The organism is Sorangium sp. So ce363 (genome assembly GCF_051520435.1).
Classification (GTDB): domain Bacteria; phylum Myxococcota_A; class Polyangia; order Polyangiales; family Polyangiaceae; genus Sorangium; species Sorangium cellulosum_B.
In genome coordinates, this window is sequence record NZ_CP150333.1 from 5,256,060 (window position 1) to 5,272,300 (window position 16,241).

Annotated in this window: 17 protein-coding genes; 15 read left to right on the top strand and 2 right to left on the bottom strand. The window is 69.3% G+C overall.

The genetic code is table 11. From position 1 onward, the window contains the following. The first annotated feature begins 160 nt into the window (after positions 1–160). The 5 genes from WMF12_RS19965 (at position 161) to WMF12_RS19985 (ending at position 3,767) form a co-directional block, all read left to right on the top strand. On the top strand, positions 161–784 hold the full coding sequence (locus tag WMF12_RS19965) for an OmpA family protein (protein ID WP_437554177.1): 624 nt from the start codon (positions 161–163) through the stop codon (positions 782–784). A gap of 218 nt (positions 785–1,002) precedes the next feature. After that, on the top strand, positions 1,003–1,446 hold the full coding sequence (locus WMF12_RS19970; RefSeq protein ID WP_437873125.1) for a c-type cytochrome: 444 nt from the start codon (positions 1,003–1,005) through the stop codon (positions 1,444–1,446). Positions 1,447–1,452: 6 nt separating this feature from the next. Then, positions 1,453–1,896 (top strand): hypothetical protein, encoded by a 444-nt coding sequence (locus tag WMF12_RS19975; protein WP_437873126.1) that lies wholly within the window; start codon positions 1,453–1,455, stop codon positions 1,894–1,896. A 506-nt stretch (positions 1,897–2,402) separates the two neighbouring features. Beyond that, on the top strand, positions 2,403–2,582 hold the full coding sequence (locus WMF12_RS19980) for a hypothetical protein (RefSeq protein WP_012236385.1): 180 nt from the start codon (positions 2,403–2,405) through the stop codon (positions 2,580–2,582). A gap of 93 nt (positions 2,583–2,675) precedes the next feature. Beyond that, positions 2,676–3,767, top strand: coding sequence for a TIGR04552 family protein (locus tag WMF12_RS19985; RefSeq protein WP_012236386.1), 1,092 nt, complete (start codon positions 2,676–2,678; stop codon positions 3,765–3,767). A gap of 397 nt (positions 3,768–4,164) precedes the next feature. Here WMF12_RS19985 and WMF12_RS19990 read toward each other — a convergent pair whose 3' ends face one another. After that, positions 4,165–4,926, bottom strand: a complete 762-nt coding sequence (locus tag WMF12_RS19990; RefSeq protein WP_437873128.1) for a Crp/Fnr family transcriptional regulator — start codon at positions 4,924–4,926, stop codon at positions 4,165–4,167. Positions 4,927–5,138: 212 nt separating this feature from the next. On the opposite strand from WMF12_RS19990, the gene WMF12_RS19995 reads away from it, so the two are divergent. The 10 genes from WMF12_RS19995 to WMF12_RS20040 all read left to right on the top strand — a co-directional run bounded on the left by WMF12_RS19995 (position 5,139) and on the right by WMF12_RS20040 (position 14,373). Then, complete coding sequence (locus tag WMF12_RS19995) at positions 5,139–5,651, top strand: DUF507 family protein (protein ID WP_012236388.1); 513 nt, start codon at positions 5,139–5,141, stop codon at positions 5,649–5,651. A 209-nt stretch (positions 5,652–5,860) separates the two neighbouring features. Further along, positions 5,861–6,178 carry a hypothetical protein gene (locus WMF12_RS20000; RefSeq protein WP_437747235.1) on the top strand — a complete coding sequence of 106 codons (318 nt, stop codon included), beginning with the start codon at positions 5,861–5,863 and terminating at the stop codon, positions 6,176–6,178. Between the two features lie 23 nt (positions 6,179–6,201). Further along, complete coding sequence (locus tag WMF12_RS20005; protein ID WP_437747236.1) at positions 6,202–7,248, top strand: SDR family oxidoreductase; 1,047 nt, start codon at positions 6,202–6,204, stop codon at positions 7,246–7,248. Positions 7,249–7,274: 26 nt separating this feature from the next. Further along, positions 7,275–8,144 carry a YicC/YloC family endoribonuclease gene (locus tag WMF12_RS20010; RefSeq protein ID WP_437555443.1) on the top strand — a complete coding sequence of 290 codons (870 nt, stop codon included), beginning with the start codon at positions 7,275–7,277 and terminating at the stop codon, positions 8,142–8,144. Positions 8,145–8,153: 9 nt separating this feature from the next. Continuing rightward, the gene (gene gmk / locus WMF12_RS20015) at positions 8,154–8,792 is read left to right on the top strand and encodes a guanylate kinase (RefSeq protein WP_012236392.1); all 639 of its coding nucleotides are present in this window, start codon (positions 8,154–8,156) and stop codon (positions 8,790–8,792) included. Continuing rightward, positions 8,789–9,676, top strand: a complete 888-nt coding sequence (gene mtnP / locus WMF12_RS20020; RefSeq protein ID WP_437747237.1) for an S-methyl-5'-thioadenosine phosphorylase — start codon at positions 8,789–8,791, stop codon at positions 9,674–9,676. Before gmk ends, mtnP begins: the two co-directional genes overlap by 4 nt. Before the next feature lie 179 nt (positions 9,677–9,855). Next, positions 9,856–10,782 carry a PfkB family carbohydrate kinase gene (locus WMF12_RS20025; protein ID WP_437718701.1) on the top strand — a complete coding sequence of 309 codons (927 nt, stop codon included), beginning with the start codon at positions 9,856–9,858 and terminating at the stop codon, positions 10,780–10,782. Positions 10,783–10,879: 97 nt separating this feature from the next. Beyond that, positions 10,880–11,527, top strand: coding sequence for a hypothetical protein (locus WMF12_RS20030; RefSeq protein ID WP_437747238.1), 648 nt, complete (start codon positions 10,880–10,882; stop codon positions 11,525–11,527). Between the two features lie 138 nt (positions 11,528–11,665). Then, entirely contained in the window at positions 11,666–13,309 is a 1,644-nt protein-coding gene (locus WMF12_RS20035; RefSeq protein WP_437873132.1) for a serine/threonine protein kinase, read from the top strand. 401 nt (positions 13,310–13,710) lie between these two features. Further along, on the top strand, positions 13,711–14,373 hold the full coding sequence (locus WMF12_RS20040) for a hypothetical protein (protein ID WP_437873134.1): 663 nt from the start codon (positions 13,711–13,713) through the stop codon (positions 14,371–14,373). Between the two features lie 88 nt (positions 14,374–14,461). Here WMF12_RS20040 and proS read toward each other — a convergent pair whose 3' ends face one another. Further along, complete coding sequence (proS, locus tag WMF12_RS20045; RefSeq protein ID WP_437747241.1) at positions 14,462–16,018, bottom strand: proline--tRNA ligase; 1,557 nt, start codon at positions 16,016–16,018, stop codon at positions 14,462–14,464. Positions 16,019–16,241: the final 223 nt, after the last annotated feature.

The following is a 16,241-nucleotide window of genomic DNA, read 5'->3' on the forward strand; positions in this document are numbered from 1 at the left end:
CGTCCTGACTTTTCGCTAGAAGTCGGCATCGCTTCGAGCGTCCACCACGCAAGTACCCGATGGCGGTGAAGATTCATGGCGAGCTGCCGTCCAAGGGCGTCAGCCCGGCGGGTCGCCGATGCGAGCTCTGGCTCGTGCCCCTCAGAGGAGAACAAGGTCCATGCGTAGATACGTCGCTTCCGTTCTGTGCGCCGTGATGATGATTGGCGCTGCCGCCGCGACGGCGGGTTGCACGGCCAGCGCCTCGTTCAACGCCGGCAAGGAGCCGGTGGCCGAGCCCCCGCCCCCGCCCCCGCCGGAGCCGAAGCCCGAGCCGAAGGAGGAGAAGAAGCCCCGCCCGCGCTTCAAGCTGACGTTCAAGCTCAAGGGCAACGAGGTCTCTCTCCCCGGCCCGGTGGTCTTCGAGACGAACAGCGACAAGCTCCTGCCCGAGAGCGACGAGGTCCTCAACCTCGTCGACGACTTCCTGAAGCAGCGGGAGGATGTCAGCCTGCTCCGCGTCGAGGGCCATACCGACTCGGATGGCGAGGACGCCGCGAACCAGACGCTGTCCGAGAAGCGCGCGATGGCGGTCGCTCGCTGGCTCGTCGCGAAGGGGAACGACTGCAAGCGCTTCATCGCCGTCGGGTTCGGCGAGACCAAGCCGGTCGCCGACAACAACACGCCCGAGGGCAAGGCCCAGAACCGCCGCACCGGGTTCTTCATCGCGGCCATCAAGGGCAAGGCGGTCGACAAGCAGCCCGTGGACGGCGGCGGCAAGGTCGCCGGCGACGCCTGCAAATGACACCGCTGCGCCCGGGCGCGCTTCGTGCCGCACGCCGCGCTCACCGCGGGCCCGAGCACGTCGGGGCACTCCCTTTCTGCTGACGGCGGAGCCCAGCGGCCGGCGCGCGCCGGCCACCGGCGCCGCTGCGTTCTCCACGCGCCGGCGGCCGACGCCGCCCTGAGATCCTTCTTTTCTTGCCTCCCCCACCAGCTTCACTATCCGTACGTCTCCACGACATGCGGAGACGTCACGACAGGTCCCTGGGTCGCTTCCTTTCCATCGCCCTCCTCTCGGTCGGCCTCTTCGGCTGCAACTCCGGGGCGGGCGACGTCCGCCCGTGGACGCGGGACGACCACGATCCGCCGAACCCCGGCGAGGGGCAGGGCGGCAAGGTGGCCGCTCGGCCGGTCGCGTCCGATGAGACCGATCCAGGGCTGATCGAGCTCGCCTGGCAGCGAAACTGCTCCACCTGCCACGGCAGGGCCGGGCGAGGCGACGGCCCGCAAGGCCCGATGGTCCGCGCCCCGGACCTCACCGACGCGGCGTGGCAGGATCGGGTGACCGACGCCCAGATGGCCGACACGATCAGGAAGGGCAAGAACAAGATGCCCGCGTTCGACCTGCCGCAGCCGGTGATCGAGGGCCTCGTGAAGCGCGTCCGCACCAACCGAGCGCGCTGAAGCTCGATGAGCTCGACCCCGCAGCACGATCTCGATGAGGCGCCGGAGGAGAGGCCTGCGGAGCCGGAGGGCCGGCCGCCGTGGCTCCGGCGTCTCGCGCCAGCGATCCTCCTGCTGGGTGCGCTGTATGCGGGGAGCATCCTCTTCAAGCGCCTGCCCGAAGAGCGGGAGGTCGAGCTGCGTCTCGACGACGCAGCGACGGTCGTGCAGCTCGACGTGACGTGGACGGATTCTTCGTCGGGCGACCGCGCGGACGACACGGCGACGGTCATCGACAGCTCATGGCGCTTCGCCGAGGGCACGGCCCCACGGGCTGTCCTCACGAAGGTGTCGCTCCCGGACGGCCTCTACCAGGTGGAGATCACGGTCGGCAGGAAGGGCGGGCACGACGTGACGAGCCGGGCCATCACGCTCGCGGACGAGTCCCGGATCACGCTGTTCGTGCACTGAACGGCGCCCCGCGCATCCCGCCGGCCTCGCGGAGCACGCTTCGGCCGGCGCTCCTAAAGCGAGCCCAACAGCAGCCGGATGCGCCGGAGACCTGCCGCCGCTCATTGCGGCCGCCCGGCGCACGAGACCGTTGACGCCCGGAAACCGACAAGCAAGGCAGCGCCGTGAGTTGGACGCGTGTCTCTGAGGTACCACCTCGCGTCCAGCAAGCCGCACGCAGCCCTTGATGAAAGACCTTCGTCCTTAGTTATAAGTAATTGTTATTGTTTATATTTTTTTGCTTCCAGTGGCAGCGTTTCGGGTGGGAATGGAATGTGAGAACGAATTCCCTTGATGCGTTCCCCCCGAAACCGCTACTTCTTGGCCCGCGGAAGCAGGGCGTGGCACCTTATCCTACAACCACTTACACGCTCTGACTGGGACGATCGTGGTGCATCTTGGTGCCCCCCCGGAGGGAGCGACCATGCGGCCTGTACAGTGCCGCTGGAGGCGGAGAAGGAGAACCGATGAGGATCACCCCGTGGTATCTGGCTGCGCTCGCCCCGTTCGCCGCCATTGGTTGCAGTGGCGCGTACCTCGGCCACGCCGCTGTCGTCGCATTGACGATCGGCATCTTCCTCGGGACCCTTTCGCTCGGCCGCACCCCGAGCTCGAGCCCCGCCCCGCCGAACGCCCCTGTCTCCTGACTTTCTCGCCCAGCTGCCGCCTGCTGCACCTCGACGCGAGGGTTTCCCGAGCGCGCGACAGCGCTGGCGCTTACGCTCGGGGAGCGTGAGGTCATGACGCAAGACGCCTCGGTCGGCCGGCTCAAGCGGCTCGAAGAGTTCACGCTCATGGACCTGGAGTCCGTGCACCTCATCCTGCGCGGCGACTCGGTCATCGACTGGAGGAGGCTCAACCTGCAGGGCGAGCAGGCGGCGCGGGATCTCTTGCTGGCGCAGGAGTTCCGTCCGGACGAGCCGGGGGATCGCGCCCACCTCGAGAGCGTCAAGAACGAAGCGATCGCGTACCTGCGCCGCCATTTCGAGTTCCCGATCCCGAGCCCGGTCGCACGCGCCTCGGTCGAGGAGATCCTGCTGCTCGCCTCGGGCAAGGGCCACCGCCAGCTCTGCGCCTGCACGATCCTCAAGGCGATGCACATCATCCATCACCTGGCCGGGCGCGAGCTCCTCTTCTCGATCCCCATGTCGGACCAGGACGTCTTCCACCTCGTCGAGGAGAAGGTGTACCGGGTGATCGGCGGCATGCTCGCGGCGGGCTTCCCGATCACCGAGTTCATCGGCGGGCGGAAGAACAAGGACTCGCTCTACACGAAGCTCCTGTCGAAGACCGACACGACCGCGGCGGCCATCTACGACAAGCTCCGCTTCCGCATCGTCTGCCGCACCGTGGACGATCTGCTGCCGGTGCTCCTGTACCTGTCCGAGCGGCTGTTTCCGTTCAATTACGTCGTGCCAGGCGAGAGCACCAACACGATCCTGCGGTTCCGGAGCTACTGCGAGACGCGGCCCTTCCTTCAGCCGATGCTCGACGCGTTGCAGACCGACGTCGACGACGGGCTCACGGCAGGCGACAACAGCTTCAGCGATCGGAGCTACCGCGTGATCCACTTCGTCGTCGATCTGCCGGTGCGGCTCCCCGCCGAGATCCTCGACATGGCGCCGCCCGCGGCCTGGGCGCTCGGGCCGATCATCTTCGTCCTGTGCGAGTTCCAGCTGATCGACCGCGAGACCGAGGCGGCGAACGAGGTCGGCGAGGCGAGCCACGCCAGGTACAAGGAACGGCAGAAGCAGGCCGTCATGCGCAGGCTCAAGCTCGGGGTCCGCTCCACCCGTGATCCGGCGAGCGGCGGACCCAAGCGAGATCGCTAGCGCCGCGGTCGGCGCGAGTCGCCGTCCAGTCGCCGTAACGACGAGGGCGCTGGCGCGCAGCACGCTGGACCGCGCAGCACGCTGGACCGCGGTGGCGAGGCCAGACCGCGCAGCACACCCGACCGCGCAGCGCACGGACAGAACGGCCACGGCTGCGGCGGATGCGTGGGGCAACACCGCGACGAATCGAGCGGGCAGACCGGGGAGATCCGCGAGACATCCGGGGTGGGTCCCCGGAGAGCGGCACGCGTGAGCAGGGCGGCGAACGCAGCTGCGACGCCGGGAGCAGTCGGGCTATCGGAGCAGAGGCCGCCGAGCGAACAGCCTGGACGGTGACCGACGGCGCTCGATCGAGGAGGCCTGCCGGCCCCTCAATGACACCGCCGGACGAGCGGGCTCAGATGCGGCCCTTCAGCGCGTCGCGATCGAGGACGACGATCCGGCGGCGATCGATCTCGATCACCCCCTTGCGACGGAGATCGCCCAGGGTGAGCGTGACGGTCTCGCGCGTGGAGCCGATCATGCTCGCCATCTCCTGATGGGTGAACGGCGCGGAGATGAGCACCCCGCGCGGATCGGGGATGCCCCAGCGCGTCGCGGCCTTGAGCAGGAACTCACAGAGGCGGGCCTCCACATTGCGGAAGAGCATGGACGCCAGGCGCTCCTCGGTGTCCGTGTGCCGCTCGACCAGCGTGGTCACGATGGCGGCGGCGAAGTTGGCGTCGCTCGCCATCAGGTTGCGCACCGTCGCGAGGGGGATGAGGAGCGCCTCGACGTCCTCCGTGGCGATCGCGCTCTCCCGGTGGGCCGTGACGCCCCCGAGCGCAGCCTCGCCTAGCACGTCGCCGGCCCCTCTGTAGCCGAGCGACAGGCTGCGCCCGTCGCTCATCCCACGCACCAGCCGGACTCGGCCGAGGCTGAGCATGGCAAGCGCGGTCGCGGCGTCGCCCTGCGTCACCAGGTGACGCCCTTTCGCAACGCGTTGGATCGTCCCTCCGTCCGCCAGCGCCGACTGCGTGGCCGGAGAGGCCGCGTTGCCGATCGCGCCGCGCCGGACAACCCGCCGTTTGCGGGAGTCCAGGTCGAGTCCACCGTCGTTCCCGAGCGCGCCAGGCTGGACCCTGACGCTCCGTGCCATCGCATCCTTACCCATCATCATCGCGGCTGCTCCTGCGGTTTGCGGTGTCGCGGTCCTACTGTTCCGGGGGGCCCCCACCGGCTGGGGGGGGCCCGACTTGTGCCGGAACCTCCCACTTGCGTTGACATCCTGGATACCCGGCCCGTACCTTTCGGTTCGAGCCGGGCACGCCCCGTGAATGAACCCCTGCACGGGGGAGCCAGTTCGACCGCTCCTCCAGCTACGGACGTTGGATGCGCCTCTTTAGCGGCAAAATTACTCCCCTCACAGAAGAACTCGTCCGCGCGCTCGTGGACAACCGCGATATCGAGTGCGAATCGAAGAAAGAGGTCGCGCTCGACGTCGAGTCGGTCTTCACGAGCTACCTGCACGCAGAGCGGGAAGCGACCGAGCGGGCGAAAGAGATCCTCCAGGCACGCGGACTGCCTCAGGGCGAGTTCAACCGGGTCAAGCGCCTGGCCGCGGAGCAGAAAGGGATCAAGACCGGCGAGGAAACAATGGATTATCTCCTCGACCAGCTGCTCGAGATGCTGATGCACTCGAACAACGTCGAGGAGGTGTTCGTCGAGGACCACGACCTGCGCCGCCGGATAAGGCCCATCCTTCGGAAGTACCTCGAGATGGACGAGGCGCTCGACACCGAGGTGCGCGGCAAGCTCCGCCACGTGCAGGAGGGCTCCCGCACCTGGGAAATCGAATACCAGCGGGTCATGGGCGAGATCCAGCGACGCAAGGGGCTGCTGTAATCGCCGCCGCCAGGCAGGCGGACTCTCAGCCGAGCAAGCGAACCGTCTGCGGCGTTTGCCGGTCCAGCGAGACGCCGTCCGCCCCATGGCCCCGGTGCCCGATCCGCAGGGATATCGCCTGTGGGATAAACGCGTACCATCTGCGACCATGCCCGCGGCGGAGCGTTCCTTCTGCCGGATCGGGCTTCGTCGTGGTACCGGAGGACATCATGAGCTGGATTCCGAAGGTCGAGGCGAAGCGCCACTTCTGTCATAAATGCAAGAACGAGCTCATCTTCGAGGTGAAGCTCCAGCGCGCGGACACCTGTCCCCACTGCGGTGTCGACCTCCACTGCTGCAGGAACTGCGAGAACTGGGACCCGGCCGCGCACAACCAGTGCAAGGAGCACATCGCCGAGTACATCCCGGATCGGGAGAGAGCGAATTATTGTACTTTCTTCACGTTCAAGAACGGCGTACCGGAAGACAACTCGAAGCGCATCGCGGCTTCTCGCTCCAAGCTCGACAACCTTTTCAAGAAGAAGTAGGCGCCCGCCGGGGGAGCACGCACATGTCCACGCCTCGCTACTTGATCACCGGCGGTGCCGGGTTCATCGGAAGCAACCTCGTCGCGGCGCTGACCGCCGCCGGCGAGCGGGTCCGCGTCCTCGATAACCTCGCGACTGGCCGATGGGAGAACCTCGACGGGCTCCCCCACCAGTCGCTGATCGAGCGCATCACGGGGGACATCCGGGACGCGGCGGCGGTCGCGACGGCGGCCAAGGGGGTCGAGGTCATTCTCCACCAGGCCGCGCTCGGCTCGGTCCCGCGCAGCGTCGAGTCGCCCGTCGAGTCGAACTCCGTCAACGTCGGCGGCACGGTCACGGTGCTCGACGTGGCGCGCCGCCAGGGCGTGCGCCGGGTGCTCTTCGCCGCGTCGTCCAGCGCGTACGGCGAGACGCCCGTCCTCCCGAAGCACGAGGGCATGGAGCCGATGCCGCTGTCGCCGTACGCGGTCACGAAGCTCGCCTGCGAGCATTACATGAAGGTCTTCGCAGGCATCTACGGCATCGAGACCCTGAGCCTGCGTTACTTCAACGTCTTCGGGCCGAACCAGACGCCGGACGGCGCCTACGCCGCGGCGATCCCGCGGTTCGTCGACGCCGCCCTGCAGAACCGGCCGATCCCGATCTTCGGCGACGGCGAGCAGACGCGCGACTTCTGCTTCATCGAGAACACCGTCCTCGCGAACCTCCTCGGCGCGACGTCGTCGAAGAAGTTCAAGGGTGAGGTCATCAACATCGCCGGGGGACGCAGGATCGGGCTGAATGAGCTCTGCAAGGAGATCTCGCGGGCCCTCGGGCGGGACGTCGCGGTCGAGCACCTCCCCGCCCGCGCCGGGGACATCCGTCACTCGCTCGCCGACATCTCGCGCGCGGCCGAGCTCATCGGGTACGAGCCCCGCGTACGCTGGGAGGACGGCATCGTCCCCACGGTCACGTACCTGCGGACGCTCCGTGAGAAGGGCCCCGCGGCCGCGTCGGCCACGGTGACCTGTGGCAAGGTTCCGCTGCCCAAGGCCCAAGGGGCCTCGGACAGCGGACAAAAGGCGAGCTAGGTAGAGCGGGGCGGCTCGTGCGGAGCATGACCGGCTTCGGGCTCGGTGACGCTTCGCTCACCGATGGGCGCGTCGTCGCCGAGATCCGCTCGGTGAACCAGCGCTTCCTCGACGTGCGCGCGCGGCTCCCGCGCGAGCTCGTCGATCTGACGATGTTCGCCGAGCAGGTGGCGCGCGAGCGCCTGCGGCGGGGACGCATCGAGATCATCGTGCGCACCGAGGGCGCGGTGCTGGCCCCGAGCACGCTCGACAAATCGAAGGCGCGCGCGGCGTTCCGCGCCTTGGCGGAGCTCCGCGACGAGCTCGCGCCGGGCGCCGACGTGCCGCTCTCGCTGCTCTGCGCCGTGCCCGACCTCTTCGCGCCCGCTGGCGGCCACGAGATCGCGGCCGTCCGCGCCGCGCTCAAGCTGGCCATCGAGCGCGCGATCGATGCGATGGAGGGCATGTGCCTGCGCGAAGGCGAGGCGCTCGCCAGCGACATGCGCGGGCGGGTGGCCACGTTGCGCGCGCTGTCGTCCGAGGTCGTGGCGCGCGCGGACGAGGCGCGCGAGGCGCTCAGGCGCCGCCTGCGCGAGCGGGTCGAGCGCCTGCTCCAAGGGGTCGAGGCCGGCTTCGAGGCGACGCGGATCGAGGCGGAGGTGATGCTGCTCGCCGAGCGCAGCGACATCACCGAGGAGGTCACCCGCCTCCGGAGCCACCTCGACCAGTTCGGCGGCGCGCTCGCGGCCCCGAGCGGCGACCCTTGCGGAAGGAGGCTCGACTTTCTGCTTCAGGAGATGGTACGCGAGGCGAACACGCTGGGCTCCAAGGCGCAGGACGCCGCCATCTCCCATCACGTCGTGGCGATGAAGGTGGAGCTCGAACGCCTGCGGGAGCAGGTCCAGAACATCGAGTGACAGGAGAGCATGTCGACCGAAGCACTCAGTGACGACTTCCTCCTCCTCATCGTGTCGTCCCCGTCCGGCGCGGGGAAGACGACGCTCTGCGGGAGGCTGCGCAGCGAGTTCCCCGACCTGCGCTTCTCGGTCTCCCACACGACCCGGCGCCCGCGCCCGAACGAGGTCGACGGCCGAGAGTACCACTTCGTCGACCCGAACACGTTCGAGCAGATGATCCGCATCGGCGCGTTCGCCGAGTGGGCCAGGGTGCACGATCACCTCTACGGCACGAGCCTGAAGGAGATCGAGATCGCCCGCGCCACCGCGCGCGGCGTGCTCTTCGACATCGACCACCAAGGTGCGCGGCAGATCAAGGCGAGCCTGCCCGAGGCGGTCGCCGTGTTCATCCTTCCCCCGTCGCTCGCCGAGCTCGAGCGGCGCCTGCGCGGGCGCGGCACCGAGGACGAGCCCACGACGCTCCGCCGCCTCCGCAACGCGAAGGGCGAGATCGAGCATTACGGCTTCTTCGACTACGTGATCGTGAACGACGAGATCAACCGCGCCTACGAGCAGCTGCGGTCGCTCGTCTTCGCCGAGCGGTGCCGCCGCCAGCGGCGCGCGGCCCTCTGCGAGCGGCTGCTCTCGGAGCGGAGGTTCGAGCGATGAGCGCCGGCGCGACGCGCGACGTACTCGCCATCATCGGCGGCAGCGGCGTCTACGAGATGGGATGGCTGGAGGACGTCGAGGAGGTCTCGGTCTCCACCCCCTTCGGGCTGCCGAGCGACGTGGTGCTGCGCGGGCAGGTCAAGGACGGCGACGCGACGGTGCTCTTCCTGCCGCGCCACGGCCGCGGGCACCGCTTCTCGCCGTCGACGATCAACTACCGCGCGAACATCTGCGCGCTGAAGATGCTCGGCGCCACGCACGTGCTCAGCGTGAGCGCCGTCGGATCCCTGCGCGAGGACATCGTGCCTGGCGACCTCGTCGTCGTCGACCAGTTCATCGATTTCACGAAGCGGCGGATCTCGACGTTCTTCGACGAAGGCCTCGTCGCCCATGTGCCGTTCGCCGATCCGGTGTGCCCGATCCTGGCGAGCGCGGTCCACGACGCGGCGCTCGCCACCGGCGCGCGCGTCCACCGCGGCGGCACCTATGTCTGCATCGAGGGCCCTCAGTTCTCGACGCGGGCCGAAAGCCGCATGTTCCGGACGTTCGGCGCACATGTCATCGGGATGACCAACTTGCCCGAGGCGAAGCTCGCCCGCGAGGCGGAGCTCCCCTACGCCACGCTCGCGCTCACCACGGACTTCGATTGCTGGCACGTCAGCGAGGAGGCGGTGAGCGTCGAGACGGTCATCACCGTACTCAACCGCAATATCGGGTATGCGCGGGACGTCGCGAAGTCGCTCGCCCGCAATCTCCCCGATGTGTCGCAGAGCCCGGCCCGTCACGCGCTGGAGAAGTGCATCATGACCACGGCCGGCGCGTCATCGCCCGACGCAGAGGCGCGGCTCGAGTGGCTCATCGGCCCTCGGCGCAAGGCCGACTGAGCTGACCTCAGGGCCCCTCGCGCCCGCTCCTCCGCGCAACGGGCGGGAGGGGGCGCAGCGCGCGCGAGGGGCAAGGCGGGCTCTGCTGGGGTCGGGTGCGGCCCGCGGCCCAGCGGCGCCGTCGCAGAAACGAAACGCGCGGCTAGCGGCTACGCACAAACCTGGCTAAGAGGCGTCCTGTGACGACCTCATCCGCGATCCTCATCATCGGCTCGATGGCGTTCGACGACCTCGAGCTCCCTGCCGGCAACGAAAGAGACGTCGTCGGTGGCTCGGCCACCTACTCGGCGTTCGCTGCCTCGTGCTTCGCTCCGGTGCGCACCGTGGCCGTGGTGGGCGATGATTTCCCCGAAGAGACCCTCGCGGCGATGCGATCTCGAGGGATCTCGATCGAGGGCGTCGAGCGCGCTCCCGGGAAGACGTTCCGCTGGGCCGGGCGCTACGACGTGGATCTCATCCATCGCACGACGCTGGACACGCAGCTCAACGTGTTCGCGTCGTTCGCGCCGAAGCTGCCGGAGACCTACCGCGACACGCCCTTCCTCCTGCTCGGCAACATCCATCCCGCGCTCCAGCTCGACGTCCTCGAGCAGGTCCGCGCGCCGCGCTTCGTCCTCGCCGACACGATGAATTTCTGGATCGAGGGGGAGCCGAAGGCGGTCGCGGCGATGCTGCGCCGCATCGACACGCTCGTGGTCAACGACGAGGAGGCGCGCCAGCTCTCGGGCAAGTACAACATCCGCCGCGCGGCGAAGGAGATCCTGTCCCGTGGTCCGCGCCGGCTGATCATCAAGCGCGGAGAGCACGGCGCGCTGCTCTTCGACGAGGAGGGCGTGTTCGCCGCGCCCGGCTTCCCGCTCGAGGACGTCATCGACCCCACGGGCGCCGGCGACGCCTTCGCCGGCGGGCTCATCGGTTACCTGGCGTGCCAGCCGGAGATCACGCCGCTCGCGCTCCGGCGCGGCATGCTCCATGCGACGGCGACGGCGTCGTTCTGCGTCGAAGCGGTTGGCACGCGGCGGATCGCGACGGTGACTCGAGCCGACATCGCGGCGCGACTGACCGAGATCCGGGCGCTGTACGAGTTCGGCGCAAGCACCATGTGAAGCCCGCCTGGGGGCGGCGCTGGCGCGAGCGCCTGCCGTGTGCGGTCGCTGTTCACCTTCCGGCGCATAGCCGTGCTAGACGACCGTCAAAGTGAACATGAACCTCACCACCCGTACATTCGCAGGCATCGCCTTGCTGGCCCCCCTCGTCTTCGGCTGCGCGGCCCGTACGGCGCCGTTCGACGAGATGGACAAGGCGCAGATCACGGTCCTCCGCCTCCAGGGGCAGGAGCTGGCCCCGACGCCCGTAGCGACGACCGGGGCCCCTACCCTCATCCCGGGCATCCCGCCCGAGCTCCAGCAGATGGGGCAGGCAGCCCTTCAGGGGCTGCAGCAGGCGCTGCCCGGGCTCATCCCGCCCAACCTCATCCCGGGACAGACCGCCAGCACGCCGGTCCTGCCCGCGCAGCCGCGCTTCAAGAACTTCGTCATCCTCCAGCAGCGTCAGCTCACGACCAGCGACGCCGACGCGGAGCTCAAGGACCAGATCCTCGACGTCTTCGGCGACGAGGACAGCTTCACCGCGGACCGCGGCAACTGCTTCTATCCCGGCCTGGGCATCTCGATGGTGCGGCCGAACAACCCCACGCCTGTCGACCTGCTCGTCTCCTTCTCGTGCAACCAGGCCATGGGAGACGGCTTCCGCTGGCCTTACGCGACCAACGGCTTCTCGGCCGAGACCCACCAGAAGCTGAGCGAGATCTACCAGCAGCTCTGGGGACAGGCGGTCCCGCCCGGCGCGTGATCCCCTGCCGCGGCGAGGAGCTCCGCTGGCCTAATTTGTAATCAGAACCACATATCGTGACCGCAGGGTCCGGATGGCTAGACTTGATCGAGCTTCCGAGGTCCCCGTGTATCGGTCAGGAGCGCGCCGCACGACGTCATGATCCCCCAACCCCAGCTGTTGCCGGGAAAGGAGCTCGGGCACTACGAGCTCCTCCTGCCCATCGCGCAGGGGGGAATGGCCACGGTGTGGGCCGCGCGCCACAAGGGTCGTCGTGGCTTCCAGAAGACGGTCGCCATCAAGACGATGCTGCCGTCGCTCTCGGATGATCCCCAGTTCGAGAAGATGTTCCTCGAGGAGGCGAGGCTCGCCTCGGGGATCCATCACCCGAACGTCGCCGAGATCCTCGACCTCGGCGAGCAGGACGACGTCCTCTACATCGTGATGGAGTGGGTCGACGGCGAGGCGCTGTCGGTCATCGCGAAGGCGGCGAACAAGAGCGGCGTGGCCATCCCGCTGCGCATCGCGCTCCGCGTCCTCGGCCGCGCTTGCCTCGGTTTGCACGCCGCGCACGAGCTCCGGGACCCGCAGAACGACGACCAGCTGCTCGGGCTCGTGCACCGCGACGTGTCACCCCAGAACATCCTCGTGACGTACGACGGCCACGTGAAGCTCGTGGACTTCGGGGTCGCCAAGGCAACCAATCGCACGCACAACGACACGACCGCGGGACAGATCAAGGGCAAGGTGCCGTACATGTCCCCGGAGCAGGCGCGAGGCGAGCGGGTCGATCGGCGCACCGACGTCTTCGCGATGGGGATCGTGCTCTACAAGTTGACGACGGGAGAGCACCCCTTCGCCGCAGAGAACGACCTCCTCACGCTCAAGTACATCACCTCGCGACCGGCGCTCTCGCCTCGCCTGAAGAACCCGGATTTCCCGCCCGAGCTGGACCAGGTCCTGATGAAGTGCCTGCAGAAGGAGCCGGAGCGGCGATACCAGACGATGCTCGAGCTGGAGAGCGCCCTGGAGACCGTGCTGGCCAAGGAGCCGACGGTGACGGACCACGACGTCGGGGCGTTCGTGCGCGGGCTCCTGGGAGAGCGCAACCAGCGCCGGCGCGCAGCGCTGCGCGACACGGTCCGCATGCTCGACGAGCGCGCCTCCCACCCGCCCGAGGTGATGCTCGTTCGCGACAGCATCAGCGAGCTCTTCTTCACGCAGCTCCCTCCTGGTCACCCGAGCGCAAAGCTCCCCGCGTCTCGCCGGAGCACCCCCGCGCCCTCGCGACCGGCGCTGCCATCGCTGCCATCCGAGTCGCTGATCCCGAGCTCGCCTGGCCAGGACACTCAGCTGGGCCCGATCGAGGTCCCGGCGGCGCGCCGCCGCTCGGGGACGCGGGTGGCAGCCGCTGCGCTCGCGCTCATCACGTTGCTGGGCGCCGGGGTGATGTGGCTCCGGCGGCCCGCGCCGCAGCAGAGCATGTCCGAGGAGCTCACGGTGCACGCCCACGGCGCTGGCCCGGCGGCGACCGAAGCCACGACGGGCGCAACGCCAAGGCCGGACGGCGCGCCCACGCTCCTGGCCGACCACGGCGGCGTGGGTGCTCGGCCCGCCCCCGAGGCGAGCGACCCGGAGGGGCGCGGGGCGAGCGCTCCGGACCCGACGGCCAAAGGCGCAACGACCGCCGCGACGCCGAGCGCGACGGCTGCTGGATCGAGCGCCACCAGCGCGCGCAGAACAACCCCGGGCAAGCGTCCCTCGACGAAGTGGGTACCGACCGTGACCAACCCCGGGTTCTGAGCGGCCGCAGGGCGCGGCAGCTCCGCGACGCGCTCCTCCTGGCAGCAAGCCTGGGCGTCGTAGGCGGCGCCCTGTTGTTGCGGCGGAGCCGAGCGTCCAGCGCCTCGCCAACCCCGGCGCAGGCGAGCGCGTCCGCGGAACCGTCGCCCCTGCCCAGGGGCGGTGAGCCCGAGCGCGCGGCGCTCGATCAGCACGAAACGCAGCACGAAACGCAGCACGAAGCGCAAGCGGGGTGCGGCTTTGCCGACCAAGGGTTCGGCGCCTATGAGCGATGGCGCCCGCTTCCGCTCGGAAGGCTCCTCGTCCCGCCTGCGCACGCGGTTCGCTCGGATGGCGGCTACGATCTTCTGATCCACTTCCACGGCGCCGAGCCTGTCCGGAAGTTGCTGGCTCCCAGGGACATGGATCTGGTCATCGCCGGGATCGACGTGGGGACCCGATCGAGCGAATACGCGCGCGCGCTCGAGGGCGGCGGCTGGGACGCGCTGCTCCAGACGATCGACCGCGAGGTCGAGAGCGCATCCGGGAGCGCGGGCGCGCACATGCGCCGCCTGGTGCTGTCGTCCTGGAGCGCTGGGTCCGGCGCGATCGGCAGGATCATCGAGCGCGGGAGCAGCCACGTGGATGCGCTGATCCTGCTCGACTCCCTCTATGGCTCCTACATGCCGGGGCATACGTCGCTCGCGCAGGGGCAGCTCGCCCCTTACGTTGCGCTGGCCAACGCCGCCGCGCGCGGCGCGCCGGTCTTCTACCTGACGCACACCGAGATCCCGACCAGCGGCTACGCGTCCACGAAAGAGGCGGCCACGTTCCTTCTTCGCGAGCTCGGAGCCACCCCCATCGCGGTGACCTCGAGCGGGGACGAGGCCCCCTCCGCCGCGCCCGGCGCGCCGGGCGACCGCGCAGCGGAGGCAGGAGACGCGCTGCGGCTCACCCGGATGTACGACGGCGGCAGCCTCTACGTGCGCGGCTACGCGGGAGCGGGCCCCGGGGAGCACTGCGCGCAGCTGCGGCTGCTCCCCGCCATCTTGGCGGAGCACGTGCTCCCGGCCCTTCGCCGTTGAGGCGCCGCTGCTGCGAGGAAGCGCGCGGCGTCTTTTCGGTGAGGGAACGCGCCGACGCGTCGGCGCGCGCCCTGCGAACCGCCGCGGCTCAGTACGACTTCGCGAACACCACGCGCCGCGGGCTGGGCTTGCCGGTGAAGATGCACTGCCCTTCACCCGTCAGCGCGTCGGCCCACGGCGCCCCTTCGAACCCCCCGGTCGGGATGCAGCGAATGGTCACCTTGTGCGCATCCTTCACCGCCGTCTCGATCTCCGGATCGCCGGACCAGTGCGCCAGCGCGAACCCGCCTTGCGCCTCCTTGCCCCCGGTCGACGCGAAGAACGCGTCGAAATCTGCGCGGCTGTTGATCACGTGCGTGTTGCCGTCGCGCACGGCGAGCGCGCGCGCGTAGAGGGTCGCCTGAATGTCGCCAAGGATCTCCGTGATGCGGCCCACGAGCTCCCCGCGCGCCATGCTCGACTTGTCCTTCGGCGAGCGGTCCCTGCGCATCACCATGGCCACGCCGGCGTCGACGTCGCGCGGCCCGATCTCGATGCGCAGGGGGACGCCCTTCTTCACCCACTCCCACTGCTTGTCGCCGCCGCGGATGTCCCGCCGATCGATCTCGACCTCGACGCGGCGCTCGCCGAAGCGCTGCGCCCGGAGCTCCTTCGCGAGCCCGTCGATGTACTCGTCGATCTTGGCGCGCGTGTCGTCGCCCCGGTAAACGGGCAGGATCACGACGTGCGCGGGCGCGAGGCGCGGCGGGAGCACCAGGCCGTCGTCGTCGCTGTGGGTCATGATCAGCCCGCCGACGAGGCGCGTCGATACGCCCCAGGACGTCGTCCAGGCGTGCTCTTCGGTCTCCTCCTTGGTCTGGAACTTGATGCCGCTCGCCTTCGCGAAGTTCTGCCCGAGGAAGTGGCTCGTCCCGGCCTGCAGGGCCTTCCGGTCCTGCATCATCGCCTCGATCGCATAGGTGTCGACCGCCCCGGGGAAGCGCTCGCTCGCCGTCTTCGGCCCCTCGAGGACGGGCATCGCCATGAAGTCGCGGGCAAACGTCGCGTAGACGCCGAGCATGCGCAGCGTCTCCTCGCGCGCCTCGGCCTCGCTCGCGTGCGCCGTGTGCCCCTCCTGCCACAGGAACTCCGCCGTCCGCAGGAACAGGCGCGTCCGGAGCTCCCAGCGCACGACGTTCGCCCACTGGTTGATCAACAAGGGGAGATCCCGGTAGCTCTGCACCCAGCTCGCGAACGCTGCGCCGATGATCGTCTCGGACGTGGGGCGCACGATGAGCGGCTCCTCCAGCCGGGCCTGAGGGTCGGGAATGAGCCCGCCGCCAGGGCCGGGGACGAGCCGGTGGTGGGTGACCACGGCGCACTCCTTCGCGAACCCCTCGACGTGCTCCGCTTCCTTTTCAAGGAACGACTTCGGGATGAACAGCGGGAAGTAGGCGTTCTTGTGGCCGGTCGCCTTGAACATGCTGTCGAGCTCGCGCTGGATGTTCTCCCAGATCGCGTAGCCCCACGGCTTGATGACCATGCAGCCGCGGACCGGGGAGCTCTCCGCGAGGTCGGCCGCGCGCACGACCTGCTGGTACCACTCCGGGTAGTCCTCGTTGCGGGTGGGCGTAATGGCGGTCTTCGGCGCTTCGTTCTTGGCCACGGTCTCTGCTCTCCTCGATGGGCGGCTTGGCCGGCGGCCTTCGACCGGGCCGCCTTCGTCCCGCTGCGGACGGTCGGCTGGCGCCGGCCCCGCTCCGGGCTGAGCGCGCGACGTATCAGGAGCGCGGCAGGGTGTCGAGCGCAGCGGTCCCAGCGCCGGAGCCGCGCCGCCCTCCCGCAGGCTGGAGCGATGCCGCTCGCCCCACCGGCCGCCGCGCGCCAGG